Genomic DNA, 13,267 nt, shown 5'->3' with positions numbered 1-13,267 from the left:
GTGCTTCAGTTTCCGTTCTTGTCCCTCTGGATGAAGGACGGAAGCAGCGGATTGTCCGTCTGGAGCGAGTTTTTGCTGGGAAGCTGCTGCGTGGTCCAGCCGCCGCCAAGATCCGTTATCAGCTTTACTTCGGCAAGGAACTGCTGCTGCCGCACGCTGAGCTGGGTTTCCTGATATTGCAGGGCATTCTGCTCGGCCGTGATGACCGTCGTATAGATCTGCGTTCCGGCAAGATATTCGTTCATCGAAACCTGAACCGCGGCCTCGGCGGATTTTACGGCAGCATTCTGCAGGGCCAGCTGCTGATCGAGATAATGCAGACCTGACATCTGATCCTCGGTGTCCTGCAGCGCGGCCAGGACTGTCTGACGGTAGGTGGCGACAGCGTTGTCGTAATCGGCTTCTGCACTGCGAACCGCAGCGGAGCGCGAGCCGCCCTCGAAGATGGTCTCCGTTGCTGCTGCACCAAGGCTCCAGGTCCGGGTAGCGGTCTGGATCAGCTGCTGGAGCGGATTACCGCTGTAGCCGTAGGATGCGGAGAGCGTGACCTGCGGGAAGAAGGCCCCGATCTCGTATCCGATTTCGGCATTATAGGCTTCCATGTTCCGCTCGGCCTGCGCCACGTCCGGACGGCGCTGGAGCAGCATGGACGGGACCGCAACAGGCGCCGGGGGGATCGTCTCGGGCAGGGGAGAGGGCGCTAGAGTAAGCTCTGCCGGAGCGCGGCCCGTCAGCATCGCGATGGCATGCTCATACTGCGAGCGGGCAATATGTGCGTTGGAGAGGCTGGCCTGTGTCGATTGCAGGAGATATCGGGCCTGGAGCACGCTTGCGGGATCGGCGACACCGGCTTCGAGCTGGTTCTGGAGGATCTCCAGGTTGTGGCGATACAGGTCCACGTTGCGGGCATAGAGCGCAATCAGGCTGTCCTGATAACGCAGATCGAAATAATCCTGAGCCAGCTGGAGCTGATAGGACAGGCGCATGTTGGCAACCAGCGCGGCGTCGGCCTGGGTTGCAGCGACCTGCTCCTGCACCTGACGGCGGATCATGCCCCAGACGTCCACGGTCCAGCTTGCCGAGGGGCCGGTGGTCCATGTGTTGGACGTGTAGGACTGGCTGGACGTGTAGGGAATGCCGTTGCTGGCATTCGAGGTGCTGCCGCCCTCCGAGTTGCGGTTGAAGCTGAACTTGCCGCTCAGGGTCGGGAAGAGCTGCGCGCGGATCGAGTCAATCGTGGCGGCAGCCTTGCGGTACTGCGCCTCGTATTCCTTCAGGCTCTGATTGGATGTGGCAACCCGCTCTTCAAGATCGTTCAGGATGGGATCGTTGAAGATCGTCCACCAGTCTCCCTTGGGCATCTTTGCAAGATCCGGGGCGGCAACCTGCCAGCCGGGGGGCGGGGGCGCTTCCTTGAACTTGGCAGAGATGATGGCCTTCGGACGATGATAGTTCGGTCCGACCATGCCGCCGATGCAGCCGCTCAGGAAAGGCAGGGTCGCTGCCCCCAGCAGGGCAGTGCGCAGGGTAGACTTACGGAGGGCGGTCATCAGGACTGTGTTTCCCGGGAAGAAAGATGGAAGAAGGAGGCGATATGGGCCCGCAGACGGCCCATGGCGCGCCCGAACCGGTCGAGATACAGGAAAATGACGGGGGTGCTGTAGAGCGTCAGAAGCTGGCTGACCACGAGACCGCCAAGGATGGCGATACCCAGCGGACGCCGCAGTTCACAGCCATATCCGTTGCCGATGATCAGGGGCACGGCGCCGAATGCGGCTGCCAGCGATGTCATGAGGATCGGGCGGAAGCGCAGATGGCTCGCCTGACGGATGGCATCCGTGGGGGACAGGCCCTCACGCTGCGCCACCAGGGCGAAGTCGATCAGCATGATGGCATTCTTCTTGACGATACCGATCAGCAGGATCACGCCGATCATCGCCATGAGGGAAAACTCCTCACCGCAGACCTGAAGGGCCAGGATAGCGCCCACACCCGCAGACGGCAGGGTCGAGAGGATCGTCAGGGGATGGATCAGGCTCTCATACAGGATGCCGAGCACGATATAGACGGCCGCGAGTGCCGCGAGGATCAGCAGGGCCTCGTTGCCAACCGACTTCTGGAAGGCCGCCGCATTGCCGGCAAACCCGCCGTGAATATCCGCAGGGACATGCAGCTTGACCATGGCGGCCTGAACGGCATCGACAGCCGGACCAAGCGAGACGCCCGGGGCAAGGTTGAAGGAGATGGTCGTCGCGACGGACTGTCCGTCATGGCTGACGGTCAGGGCCGTGTTGGTGTTGCGCTGGCGCGAGACGACGGAGAGCGGCACCATCGTGGATGCGCTCGTGGCCACCGCGGAACCGCTTGAGGCTGACTTGCCGCCGGCGAGGGCGTTGGCCACTGAGTTCTGATAGGAGATTTCACTCTCGGACAGGGTGGTCGTCGTGGTTGTGGCCTTGACGCGGATGTTGTTGGACGCCGTTCCGCCTGCGGCTGTCCCGCCCGAGATACTGACCCACATCTGATCCAGCATCGACGGATCCTGCCAGTAGCGGGGGGCCGCTTCCATGACAACGCGGTACTGGTTGAGATTGCCGTAGATGATGGATGCCGAGCGCTGGCCGAACGCATCATAGAGCGTGTTGGAAATCAGCTGCGGCGTGACGGAGTAGCGGGCCTCCGTATCGCGGTTGATCGCGATGTTGATGCCCTGTCCGCCCTGTTCCACGTCCGAGGTGACGTCCATGAGTTCCGGCAGCTTGGAGAGCGCGGCCACGATCTTGGGCGTCCATTCAAACAGGTCCTCGGCGGAAGGCCCTTCCAGCGAATACTGATAGGCGGCATCGCCGGGACGCGCACCCATCCGGACGCTGCCCGGCGCCATCAGGCGAAGCTGAGCCCCGGGGATGTGGGAGAACCGGCGGGTCAGGCGCTGAATGGTCGTGGCGAGATCGTCCGTGCGCTCGGATTTGGGCTTGAGGGCGACGAACATGTTGGCGGAATTGGCCGAACGTCCGCCAACACCGCCCATGACGCCCACGACGTCGCGATCGGATGCGACGGCTTTCATGGCCTTGACCACGATTTTCTGGAGCGCCTGGAACGAGATCGACTGGTCGGCGACGACGCGGCCCATGATCTGTCCGGTATCCTCGGACGGGAAAAAGCCCTTGGGCATCTTCACATACAGCACACCCGCAAGAACCAGCGTGGCGGGCAGGGACATCGCAATCAGGAACTGATGCCCCAGCGCCCAGTCGAGGGAGCGCCCGTAACCCGCGGTAATGCCGTTGATCGAACGTTCGAGGAAGCGGCCGATCTTCTTCCACAGGCCAGGCCCCTGATCGTCCGTATGGGTCAGGAGCTGGGCGCTGATCATGGGCGTCAGCGTCAGGGACAGGACCAGCGAGATGCAGAGCGTGATGACCATGGTCATCGCGAACTCGTGGAACAGGCGCCCGGCAATGCCGCCCATCAGCATGATCGGTGCGAAGACGACGATCAGCGAGACGGTGATCGAGACGACGGTGAAAGCCACTTCCGTCGTGCCCTTGATGGCGGCTTCCTGCCGTTCGTAACCCATCTCCATGTAGCGGGCGATGTTTTCCAGAACGACGATGGCGTCATCGACCACGAAGCCGGTCGAGATCGTCAGGGCCATCAGCGACATGTTGTCGAGCTGGTATCCCATCAGCGACATCGCGCCGAAGGTGCCAATGATCGAGACCGGAACCACGATGGCCGGAACCATGATGGCCGACAGACTGCGCAGGAACAGCAGAACCACGGCCACCACAAGCACGACGGCGATGATGAGCGTCTGTTTCGTATCGTCCAGCGAGGCCCGGATCGTTTTGGAGCGATCGATCAGGATCGAGATATCGGTGTTGCCAGGCAGGGCGGACTGCAGGACAGGCAGGCGGCTGCGGATGCCGTCGATCGTCTTGATGACGTTGGCCCCACCCTGGGTGAACACGGTGCAGATGATGGCGGCCTGACCATTCAGGTAGCCAGCCTGGCGGAGATCCTCGACGCTGTCATTGACCTCCGCCACGTCCGTGAGACGGACGGGCTGGCTGTCACGGTAGGCGATGATCAGGTCACGGTATTCCTCGGCCTTCGTGGCCTGATCGTTGGTGGAGAGCATCATGCGCTCGCCATTGGCGTCCAGAAAGCCCTTGGGCGTGTGCGCATTGGCGGAGGCCAGGGCAGCGCGAAGATCCTCGAACCCGATCCCGTAACGGAACAGCCGTAGCGGATTGATCTCGACACGCACGGCCGGCAGGGAGGCGCCCCGGATGTCCACATCGCCCACGCCTTCGATCTGGCTGAGCTGTGGGATCAGGATATTGCTGGCGAAGTCGTAGAGTTCCTGTGGGGTCCGGGTGCTGGACGTCAGCGTCAGCGCGAGGACGGGCGGACCATTCGAGTTCGCCTTCATATAGGTCGGGTTGCTGCGCAGGGTCGTGGGCAGATCCTGCCGCGCACCCTGCAACGCTGCTTCCACGTCACGCGCCGCGCCGTTGATATCCCGCGACAGGTCGAACTGCAGCGTGATGCGCGTCTGGTTGACCGTGGATTCCGACGTCATCTCGGTCACGCCGGAAATCGCGCCCAGATGCCGTTCCAGAGGTCCGGCGATCGTGCTCGCGATTTCGGACGGGGAGCCGCCGGGCTGGTTCGCGGTCACCATGATGACCGGGAAATCCACGTCCGGCAGATCGGCGACCGGCAGGGTAAAATACCCCATGATGCCGCCCATCACGAGAGCAACGGCCAGCAGCGTCGTGCCGACGGGCCTCAGGACGAAGAGGCGGACCAGATTCACGGAGCGCCTGTCTGGGGATTGGAGGTCTGGGGCTTCGAAGGCGGGCTGCTGCGACGGTGGCGCTTGATGAAGGCACGGGTTTTCGTGCCGAGTTCATCCATGAACAGATAGATGACGGGCGTGGTGAACAGGGTCAGAAGCTGCGACATCATCAGGCCGAAGACGATGGCCACACCCAGCGGACGACGCAGTTCGGAACCGACACCCGTGCCAAGCAGCAGGGGCAGGGCGCCGAACAGGGCGGCCAGCGTGGTCATCAGGATCGGACGGAAACGGAGCATGGCCGCGCGCTTGATGGACTCAAGGGGCGTATGGCCTTCCAGACGTTCGGCTTCGAGCGCGAAGTCGATCATCATGATGGCGTTCTTCTTCACGATGCCGATCAGCAGCACGATGCCGATGATGCCCATGATGTCGAGATCCATCCCGAACAGATAGAGCCCGATCAGTGCACCAATGGCGGCCGAAGGCAGGGTGGAGAGGATCGTGATCGGATGGACATAGCTCTCATAGAGAATGCCCAGCACGATATAGACCGCGATCACGGCCGCCATGACCAGCCAGACCTCGTTGGACAGCGACGAGCGGAACGCCGCGGCCGTGCCCTGGAAGGCGGTCTGGAACTCGGGCGGCAGGCCGATCTGCTTTTCCACGCGCTCGATGGCGTCGGTCGCGGTGCCCAGCGAATAGCCATTGGCCACGTTGAACGAGACGGTCGTGGCGGGGAACTGCCCGTAATGGCTGATCAGCAGCGGCGAGAGCGCATGGGTGATCGTCGTCACCTGCGACAGCGGCACGAGACCGGATGTCGGCTGGCGGGTCGGGCCAGACGTGCTGGCGCCGGCTTCGGACGAGATGCCCGGCAGGTAAAGCTGGCTCAGGGACGTCAGGTCCGTCTGGAGCTTCGGATCGGCTTCCAGAATGACGCGGTACTGGTTGGATTGCGTGTAGATCGTGGTGATCTGGCGCTGGCCGTAGCTGTCATACAGAAGGTTGTCGATCGTCTGGGGCGTGATGGAGTAACGCGCGCCGGTCGGACGGTCGAGCGAGAGCTGGGCGACCAGCCCCTCGGCCTGAAGATCGGACGTCACATCCGTCAGGGACGGCTCCTTGCGCAGCGCATCCACGAATTTCGGCACCCAGGTCTTGAAGGTGTCGTAATCCGGGTTTTCCAGCATGAACTGGTACTGCGTAGCGGAAATCGAGGAATCCAGCGACAGATCCTGGATCGGCTGGACATAGAGTTCGGCGCCGGTCACCTGCTGCCCGACGGAAGAGAGGCGGCGCAGGATCGTCTGAAGGTCGCTCGTCCGCTGTTCACGCGGCTTGAGGTTGATGAGGAAGCGGCCGACATTCAGCGTCATGTTCTGGCCGTCGATGCCGACGAAGGACGAGATGCTGGCGACGTCCGGGTCCTTGAGGATCACGTCTCCAAGGGCGGCCTGACGCTCCTTCATGCCTTCGAACGAAATGGCCTGCGACATCACGGAGATGCCCTGGATGACGCCGGTGTCCTGTGTCGGGAAGAAGCCCTTGGGAATGGTCCAGGCCAGAACGCCTGTCAGGATGATCGTGCCGACCGTGACCAGAAGGGTCGTGACACGGAAGCGCAGCACCACATCAAGCCAGCGGCCATAGCCAGCGATCAGGGCATTGATGCCGCGTTCTGTGCTGTTGGACAGACGGCTCCAGACCGTGTTTTTCGTGGACGGCGCATGCGTATCGGAGAGCAGGCGCGCGCACATCATCGGCACCAGCGTCAGGGCGACGACGGCGGAAATGATGATCGTGATGGAAAGCGTCATCGCGAATTCATGGAAGAGACGCCCGACGACATCCTTCATGAACAGCAGCGGGATCAGCACGGCGATCAGCGAGACCGTCAGCGAGATGATGGTGAAGCCGATTTCGCCCGCACCCTTCAGCGCAGCAGTGTAGCGGTCCTCGCCGGCTTCGACGTAACGCGCGATGTTCTCGATCACCACGATGGCGTCATCGACGACAAAGCCGGTCGCGATGGTCAGGGACATCAGCGAAAGGTTGTCGAGCGAGAAGCCCAGCAGATACATCGCCGCCAGCGTGCCGATCAGCGACAGCGGAACGGAGAGGCTGGGAATGATCGTCGCCGGAACGTTTCGCAGGAATACGAAGATCACGCCCACGACCAGCAGCATGGCCAGTGCGAGTTCGTATTCCACGTCATTGACCGAGGCGCGGATGGTGGTGGTCCGGTCGGTCAGGGGCGTGACGTCAATGCCGGGCGGCAGGTCGAGTTTGAGCTGCGGCAGGACGCGCAGCACGTTGTCCACGACGCCAATGACATTCGCGCCGGGCTGGCGCTGCACGTTCAGGATCAGCGCAGGCGTGCGGTTGGCCCAGGCGGCGAGCTGTGCGTTTTCCGCACCTTCGACGACGGTTGCGATGTCCCGCACGCGGATCGGACCGTTGTTCTGATACGCGATCACCTGATTCATGAGCTGTTCGACGGACTGGATCTGACCGTCGATGCGCAGGGAGGTGGAGCGCTTGGGACCGTCGAACGTACCGGTCGGGGAGTTGACGTTCACCGTGCTGATAATGGTGCGCAGCGTATCAATCGCGATGCCGTAGGATGTCAGCTTCGGGATGTTGACCTGGATCCGGTACGCCTTGCGGTTGCCGCCCGACAGGGTGACGAGACCAACGCCGGAAATCTGGCTGATCTTCTGCTCAAGACGTGTGTTGACGTAATCCTCGACTTCCGGAAGCGGCAGCGTCTTGGACGTGATGCCGAGCGTCAGGACGGGGGTGTCAGCCGGATTGACCTTCGCATAGATCGGGGGTGCGGGCAGATCACTGGGAAGCAGGGAGGTGGCATTGTTGATCGCCGCCTGGACTTCCTGCTCGGCCACGTCCATCGACATGTCGAGCCCGAAGCGCAGGGTCACGACCGAGGCACCGCCCGAAGACTGGGACGTCATCTGGTCCAGACCCGCCATCTGGCCGAGCTGGGTTTCCAGAGGGGCGGTGACGGACGTGCTCATCACGTCCGGCCCGGCGCCCGGATAGAAGGTCGAGACCGTGATCGTCGGGTATTCGACCTGCGGCAGGGCTGACACGGCCAGGAAGTGATAGCCGAGCAGACCGCTCAGCAGGATGGCGAACATCAGGAGGCTGGTGGCAACCGGGCGCTCGATGAACAGGCGGGACGGATTCACGGTCTTGCTGTTCCCTAATCTTGCTGTTCTGGGCGGCGATCAGTGGTTGCCAGTATCGGCGGGCGAGGACGGATCGTTGGTTTTCTGCGGGGCGTCGGAGCTCTGCTGTCCGTTGCGGTGCCGGCGGTGCTGACCGGCGGTCTGCTGCTCGGCTTCCGAGGTCTGCTTGGCTGCCGAAGACGTGTCGGGGATCGAGACCTTCTGGCCGGGGCGCAGATGGCTGACGCCGTCCGTCACAACACGGTCACCGTCGTTCAGGCCTTTCTGGATCACGGCATTCGTGCTGTCAGTGGCGCCCACCGTGACGGGGACGGTTTCCACGGTCATATCGGATTTCACGCGGTAGACGAAGCGTCCGTCCGGACCGGTCTGCAGGGCATTGCCGGGGACGAGCAGGACATTATGCAGCGTCGTAACCAGCAGATGCGGATTGACGAACTGGTTCGGGAAGAGGCGTTCATCCTCGTTCGGGAAAATGCCACGCATCCGGACCGTTCCGGTCGAGGTGTCGATCTGGCTGTCGAGGGCTTTTACCGTGCCGGTGGCGAGTTTCTGGGTGTTGTCGCTGTTCCAGGCTTCGACCGTCAGTTCGCCGGATTCACGCAGATGGGTCGCGACTTCGCCCAGCTGGTTCTGCGGGACCGTGAAAATCACGGAGATCGGCTGCATCTGCGTCAGGATCGTCAGGCCGCCGGACTGGCCCGCGGTGACATAGTTGCCCACGTCGAGCACGCGGATACCGACGCGACCTTCGACCGGCGCGACGATATGGCAGTACATCACGTTCAGTTCGGCATTGCGGACATTGGCGCGATCGTATTCGACCTGTCCTTCAAGCTGCTGCACCGTGAATTCCTGATCCCGGGCGGTCATGGCCGAGGTCGAGTTCTGCTTGATCAGGCGCTGGTAACGGGCATTGTCCACACGGGCTTTTTCAAGCTGCGCAATATCGGCCGCAAGCGTGCCGCGATACTGCTCGAGCGTGGCCTCATAAGGACGCGGATCGATCAGTTCGAGCTCGTCACCTTTATGGACGTGCTGGCCTTCCTGGTAATAGACAGCCGCGATATGGCCGTTGACGCGCGGTGTGATCGTCACGTTGGTGACCGGGACGACCGTGCCGATTTCCTGGAAAATGACGGGCATGTCACCGATATGGGCGGTTGCGACAGCGACGGGCTGCACGCTTCCATCGGCGGTTGCTCCGCGGGCATGCTTGTGCGTTGCGCCATGGGGGCGGAAAACTGCGAACAGGATCAGAAGAGCGACCAGAAGGACAATTCCCCACAGGATCCAGCGCCGACGGGAGCGTGCGGGTGGGGGGGAGGACTGGGCTGTGCTGTTCGTAAGGCGGTCGTTTGAGCCGGCCGTCTGCTGATCCATGGTGGTTCTGTCTTTCCCGTATACCAGAGCACAGGGCTCTCAGGCGGCGATGCTGTGTGTTTTCATACCTATAAGGCAGGAGGCCAGCGCCTGCCATGACGCGACCTTAAATCCTGTTCAGTTTTGACAATGAAAATCAAAAAGAGCGCAAATGATACGCTTCGTTACCTTTTCCCGGGGCTTGTCTCTTCTGCGCTCAGGGATCATATCGGACAGGAACCGGATGCTCCCGTCGCGCGTTTGAATGCAGACACAGGTCTATCCGGACAGAGGAGAACAAGATGGCTGATACAACTGAGACGAAGGCCGAGGGCCTCCTGGACGAAGCCAAGGGCAAGGTCAAGGACGGTTTCGGCGGTCTGACGGGCGATGCGAAGCTCCAGGCCGAAGGCAAGTTCGACCAGCTTTCCGGCATGGCGCAGCAGGACTTCGCGGACCTGTACGACGAGGGTGAAACCAAGCTCGAAGCCGCGACGGCATTCGTTCAGGATCGCCCGCTGATCTCGCTGGTGATCGCGACGGTCGTGGGAATGATCGTGGGCGGACTGATGTTCGGTCGCAAAAGCTCCTGAGGGAGCAAGAGGCGCTTCGACCACAGCGGCGTCTTTGTGCTAGAAGCCTCCCGGAGTAATCCGGGAGGCTTTTTGCATGGAATGGTTTTACGAGAATAACGGGCAGCAGGCCGGTCCCGTCTCCCGTGAAGAAATTCTGCGTCTGATCATGCAGCAGCGCATCAGACCTGAGACGCTTGTCTGGACGTCGGAATTCGGAGACGTCTGGAAGCCGGCCAGCGCGGCGGGGCTGGTGTCTCCGCTGACGGGGCTGCTGCGCATGTCGGCCGGGATCTCGGAGCACTGGGCCTGGGTGCTGCTGGTCGGGCCATGGCTGATCCAGCGTCTGGCGCTTCTTGTTCTGGACTGGCGGCAGATCCCTGACAGCGAACGGATGGGGACTTTCTCCATCGTCGGAATGATGTCGCTGGCCCTGTTCTTTACGGCTTTCATGCTGGACCGGAACTCCATCCGCGAAAGTGGACAGACGCCGCCGGGCTTCTGGTGGTGGCTGTTCCTGCCCGGATATTTCTGGCGGCGCCGGCAGATTGTTGGGCGCGGATTGTCGCTCCTTATCGTCAGTCTCGTGCTGCTGGCGGCCAATGTGACGGAAAAAATCTATCAGCTGCCACAGATCGAAACCGAGCTTCAGACCCGGCAGGGAGAGCTGAATCAGCCCGCTCCCTCAACCCCGCCAGCCTCGGGTCAGGACAACGAGCAGGAAGAACTCTGACGGTGGTGGGAAAGAGTCTTTCCCACCACACTTGACAGATTAAACTTAGAGAACATGCATTTTTGGGCTTCCCTTTCGAGTCGCCATGATTCAAAACCGATTCGGTCACCTGATTTCGGGGTGTCTGTCGGGGAGAATGCTCAGAAATGCCGGATTACGCCCTGGAAGCTGCCCATGGGGGGCTGGTCGTCGGGATCGACGAAGTCGGGCGTGGTCCTCTGGCAGGGCCGGTAGTGGCTTCTGCCGTAGCATTCACGGCTCCCCCCTCAGAAACCCTGTCTTCCCTCCTCGATGATTCCAAGAAACTGACGGCCCGTCGCCGGATGCTGGCCTATGAGGCCCTGATGGCCGATGAGCAGGCGCTGATCGGTATCGGCGCGGCATCGGTTGCGGAAATCGAGCAGATCAATATTGCCCAGGCCTGCTATCTGGCCATGCGGCGGGCCCTGTCCCGTCTGGGACGCACTCCCGATCTGGCGCTTGTGGACGGCAAACATGCCCCGAAGCTGCCATGCCCCATCAAAATGGTGATCGGCGGGGACGGGATCAGCCTGTCCATCGCCGCAGCCTCCATCATTGCAAAAGTGACGCGGGACCGCCTGATGGCGCGTCTGGCTGTGCGTCATGATGCTTATGGATGGGAGCGCAATGCCGGTTACGGTACGGCCGCGCATATGCAGGGACTGAAGCTCCGGGGGGTGACACCCCATCACAGGCGCGGGTTCGCGCCGATACGAAACATGATTGAAGCAGAGGCACACGCAGCATGAGCGGTGAATTTCCCGTCGACCAGATCCTGCGTGGAGAATGCATCGAGACGATGAAGACGCTGCCCGATGGGAGCGTGGACTGCATTTTCGCCGACCCACCGTACAACCTTCAGCTGCGCGGTGAGTTGCGTCGTCCAGACGAAACCGTCGTGGATGGCGTGGATGATGACTGGGACAAGTTCGCGGATTACGCGACCTACGACAATTTTACGCGCGAATGGCTGAGTGAAGCGCGTCGTATCCTGCACAAGGACGGCACGATCTGGGTTATCGGGTCGTATCACAACGTCTTCCGGCTGGGCGCGATCATGCAGGATCTGGGGTTCTGGATCCTGAACGACATCGTCTGGCGCAAGTCCAACCCGATGCCGAATTTCCGCGGACGTCGTTTTACCAACGCGCATGAAACGCTGATCTGGGCCGCGCGCGGTCCGCAAAGCAAGTATCGCTTCAACTATCAGGCCATGAAGGCGCTGAATGACGATCTTCAGATGCGTTCGGACTGGTACCTGCCGCTGTGCACGGGCAATGAGCGTCTGAAGAACGAACATGGTCTGAAACTGCATCCGACGCAGAAGCCGGAAAGCCTGCTGCATCGTGTGCTGGTGGCCTCGACCAATGCCAATGACGTGGTGCTCGATCCGTTCTGCGGAAGTGGCACCACCCCTGCGATGGCGAAGCGCCTTGGTCGCCATTACATCGCTATTGAACGCCACCCGGACTACGTCAAAGCCGCCCGGGAACGCGTGGCGCGTGAAGAGCGCCTGACTTCCGAGCAGCTTGCGACGACGCCTGCCAAGCGCGAAATGCCGCGCATTCCGTTCGGCAGTTTCGTGGAAACCGGTGTCCTTCCGGCCGGGACGCTGCTTTACGACCGGCAGAAGCGGCTGAAAGCAACCGTCACGCCCGATGGCACGCTCGTGTCGGGCAATCAGCGTGGCTCGATCCACAAGCTGGGTGCGATGCTGACCAATGCACCGTCCTGCAATGGCTGGACGTTCTGGTATTTCGAGCGGGACGGCCAGTACGTCCAGATTGATGTGCTGCGTCAGGAAAGCCAGGCGCTCCGTAACGTCGGCTGACGCCCGGGGCAGTGCTCATAAAAAAAGCCGGAGATCAGTCTCCGGCTTTTTTCGTGTCTGGTGCAGAAATATCAGTGGCCTGCAAAACCAAGGAAGCCGACTGACGGGTCCGGTTTTCCGCCGCTCGTATCGAAATGCGGCGATGCTGCGACGAGAGAGCGTTTCGGGGTAACGGATTTGCCGCCGATCGTGAGATGGCCGCTGCCGTTCTTCATCTCGACGCCCTCGTCAGAGACGCTGTTCTCGATCTTGCCATCCGGGTTGTAGGTCCGCATCGACAGGAGCAGGAACATGATGTCCTTGCGGTTCAGGTCGATGGCCATGTCCAGCGGCGTCTGGTCCAGAACGTTGTGACCGCCCATATCGGCACCGCGGTTGAGGGCTTCTTTCGCAGCGTTGAGCGAGCCACGGTTGATGGCATCGAACAGGGCGGTGGTCGGGTTCACGTCCGAACGGGCATGACCGGCATCGTCATCGGATGCTTCTGCTCCGGGCAGGGCGGAAGGCGGCGCGGCGCGCTGGGCGGCCTTGCGGGCCTCGGCCTTCTTCTGGGCGGCTTCGGCTTCCTGTTCAGCCTCGGCGTCGTCGGCATCCTGAGCCTGGGCGTGATGCCAGGGTACGAGAATCGTCGGCGTCATTGCCAGAGCAGCAACGAGCAGCAGGCGGGGCAGGGTGGGGAGCAGTCGCATGATGCCAATATACTGTGATCGATCGTCCTGTGCG

General features: G+C 61.8%; 9 protein-coding genes. 4 read left to right on the top strand and 5 right to left on the bottom strand.

What is annotated here, in order from left to right; genetic code table 11:
• Positions 1-5 precede the first annotated feature (5 nt).
• From GLS_RS01875 to GLS_RS01860, 4 genes are read right to left on the bottom strand one after another with little or no spacing between them, the layout of a single operon-like run.
• Entirely contained in the window at positions 6-1,550 is a 1,545-nt protein-coding gene (locus tag GLS_RS01875; RefSeq protein ID WP_041110832.1) for an efflux transporter outer membrane subunit, read from the bottom strand.
• A complete protein-coding gene (locus tag GLS_RS01870; protein ID WP_041110831.1) occupies positions 1,550-4,828 on the bottom strand; it encodes an efflux RND transporter permease subunit in 3,279 nt (1,092 codons plus the stop codon). The genes GLS_RS01875 and GLS_RS01870 overlap by 1 nt, the downstream gene beginning before the upstream one ends.
• The gene (locus GLS_RS01865; RefSeq protein WP_041110830.1) at positions 4,825-8,025 is read right to left on the bottom strand and encodes an efflux RND transporter permease subunit; all 3,201 of its coding nucleotides are present in this window, start codon (positions 8,023-8,025) and stop codon (positions 4,825-4,827) included. The genes GLS_RS01870 and GLS_RS01865 overlap by 4 nt, the downstream gene beginning before the upstream one ends.
• Before the next feature lie 39 nt (positions 8,026-8,064).
• Positions 8,065-9,408 carry an efflux RND transporter periplasmic adaptor subunit gene (locus tag GLS_RS01860; RefSeq protein WP_041110828.1) on the bottom strand — a complete coding sequence of 448 codons (1,344 nt, stop codon included), beginning with the start codon at positions 9,406-9,408 and terminating at the stop codon, positions 8,065-8,067.
• Positions 9,409-9,689: 281 nt separating this feature from the next.
• On the opposite strand from GLS_RS01860, the gene GLS_RS01855 reads away from it, so the two are divergent.
• From GLS_RS01855 to GLS_RS01840, 4 genes are all read left to right on the top strand, one after another.
• Entirely contained in the window at positions 9,690-9,980 is a 291-nt protein-coding gene (locus GLS_RS01855) for a CsbD family protein (protein ID WP_011251933.1), read from the top strand.
• A gap of 76 nt (positions 9,981-10,056) precedes the next feature.
• A complete protein-coding gene (locus tag GLS_RS01850) occupies positions 10,057-10,692 on the top strand; it encodes a DUF4339 domain-containing protein (RefSeq protein WP_041110826.1) in 636 nt (211 codons plus the stop codon).
• 146 nt (positions 10,693-10,838) lie between these two features.
• Positions 10,839-11,462 carry a ribonuclease HII gene (locus GLS_RS01845; protein ID WP_041110825.1) on the top strand — a complete coding sequence of 208 codons (624 nt, stop codon included), beginning with the start codon at positions 10,839-10,841 and terminating at the stop codon, positions 11,460-11,462.
• Positions 11,459-12,544, top strand: coding sequence for a site-specific DNA-methyltransferase (locus tag GLS_RS01840; protein ID WP_011251930.1), 1,086 nt, complete (start codon positions 11,459-11,461; stop codon positions 12,542-12,544). The genes GLS_RS01845 and GLS_RS01840 overlap by 4 nt, the downstream gene beginning before the upstream one ends.
• A 71-nt stretch (positions 12,545-12,615) precedes the next feature.
• Here the strand turns inward: GLS_RS01840 and GLS_RS01835 are convergent, their stop codons facing one another.
• Positions 12,616-13,233 carry an ankyrin repeat domain-containing protein gene (locus tag GLS_RS01835; protein ID WP_041110822.1) on the bottom strand — a complete coding sequence of 206 codons (618 nt, stop codon included), beginning with the start codon at positions 13,231-13,233 and terminating at the stop codon, positions 12,616-12,618.
• Positions 13,234-13,267 lie beyond the last annotated feature (34 nt).

Source organism: Gluconobacter oxydans DSM 3504, from assembly GCF_000583855.1.
Taxonomy (GTDB): domain Bacteria; phylum Pseudomonadota; class Alphaproteobacteria; order Acetobacterales; family Acetobacteraceae; genus Gluconobacter; species Gluconobacter oxydans.
The sequence above is the reverse complement of the archived record's forward strand: the minus strand, read 5'-3'. Positions and strand labels throughout refer to the sequence as shown.

What these genes read in the sequence shown, in the direction of transcription:
- GLS_RS01875 (WP_041110832.1), bottom strand. Translation starts at nt 1,550, where the DNA reads ATGACCGCCCTCCGTAAGTCTACCCTGCGCACTGCCCTGCTGGGGGCA.
- GLS_RS01860 (WP_041110828.1), bottom strand. Translation starts at nt 9,408, where the DNA reads ATGGATCAGCAGACGGCCGGCTCAAACGACCGCCTTACGAACAGCACA.
- GLS_RS01855 (WP_011251933.1), top strand. Translation starts at nt 9,690, where the DNA reads ATGGCTGATACAACTGAGACGAAGGCCGAGGGCCTCCTGGACGAAGCC.
- GLS_RS01850 (WP_041110826.1), top strand. Translation starts at nt 10,057, where the DNA reads ATGGAATGGTTTTACGAGAATAACGGGCAGCAGGCCGGTCCCGTCTCC.
- GLS_RS01845 (WP_041110825.1), top strand. Translation starts at nt 10,839, where the DNA reads ATGCCGGATTACGCCCTGGAAGCTGCCCATGGGGGGCTGGTCGTCGGG.
- GLS_RS01840 (WP_011251930.1), top strand. Translation starts at nt 11,459, where the DNA reads ATGAGCGGTGAATTTCCCGTCGACCAGATCCTGCGTGGAGAATGCATC.
- GLS_RS01835 (WP_041110822.1), bottom strand. Translation starts at nt 13,233, where the DNA reads ATGCGACTGCTCCCCACCCTGCCCCGCCTGCTGCTCGTTGCTGCTCTG.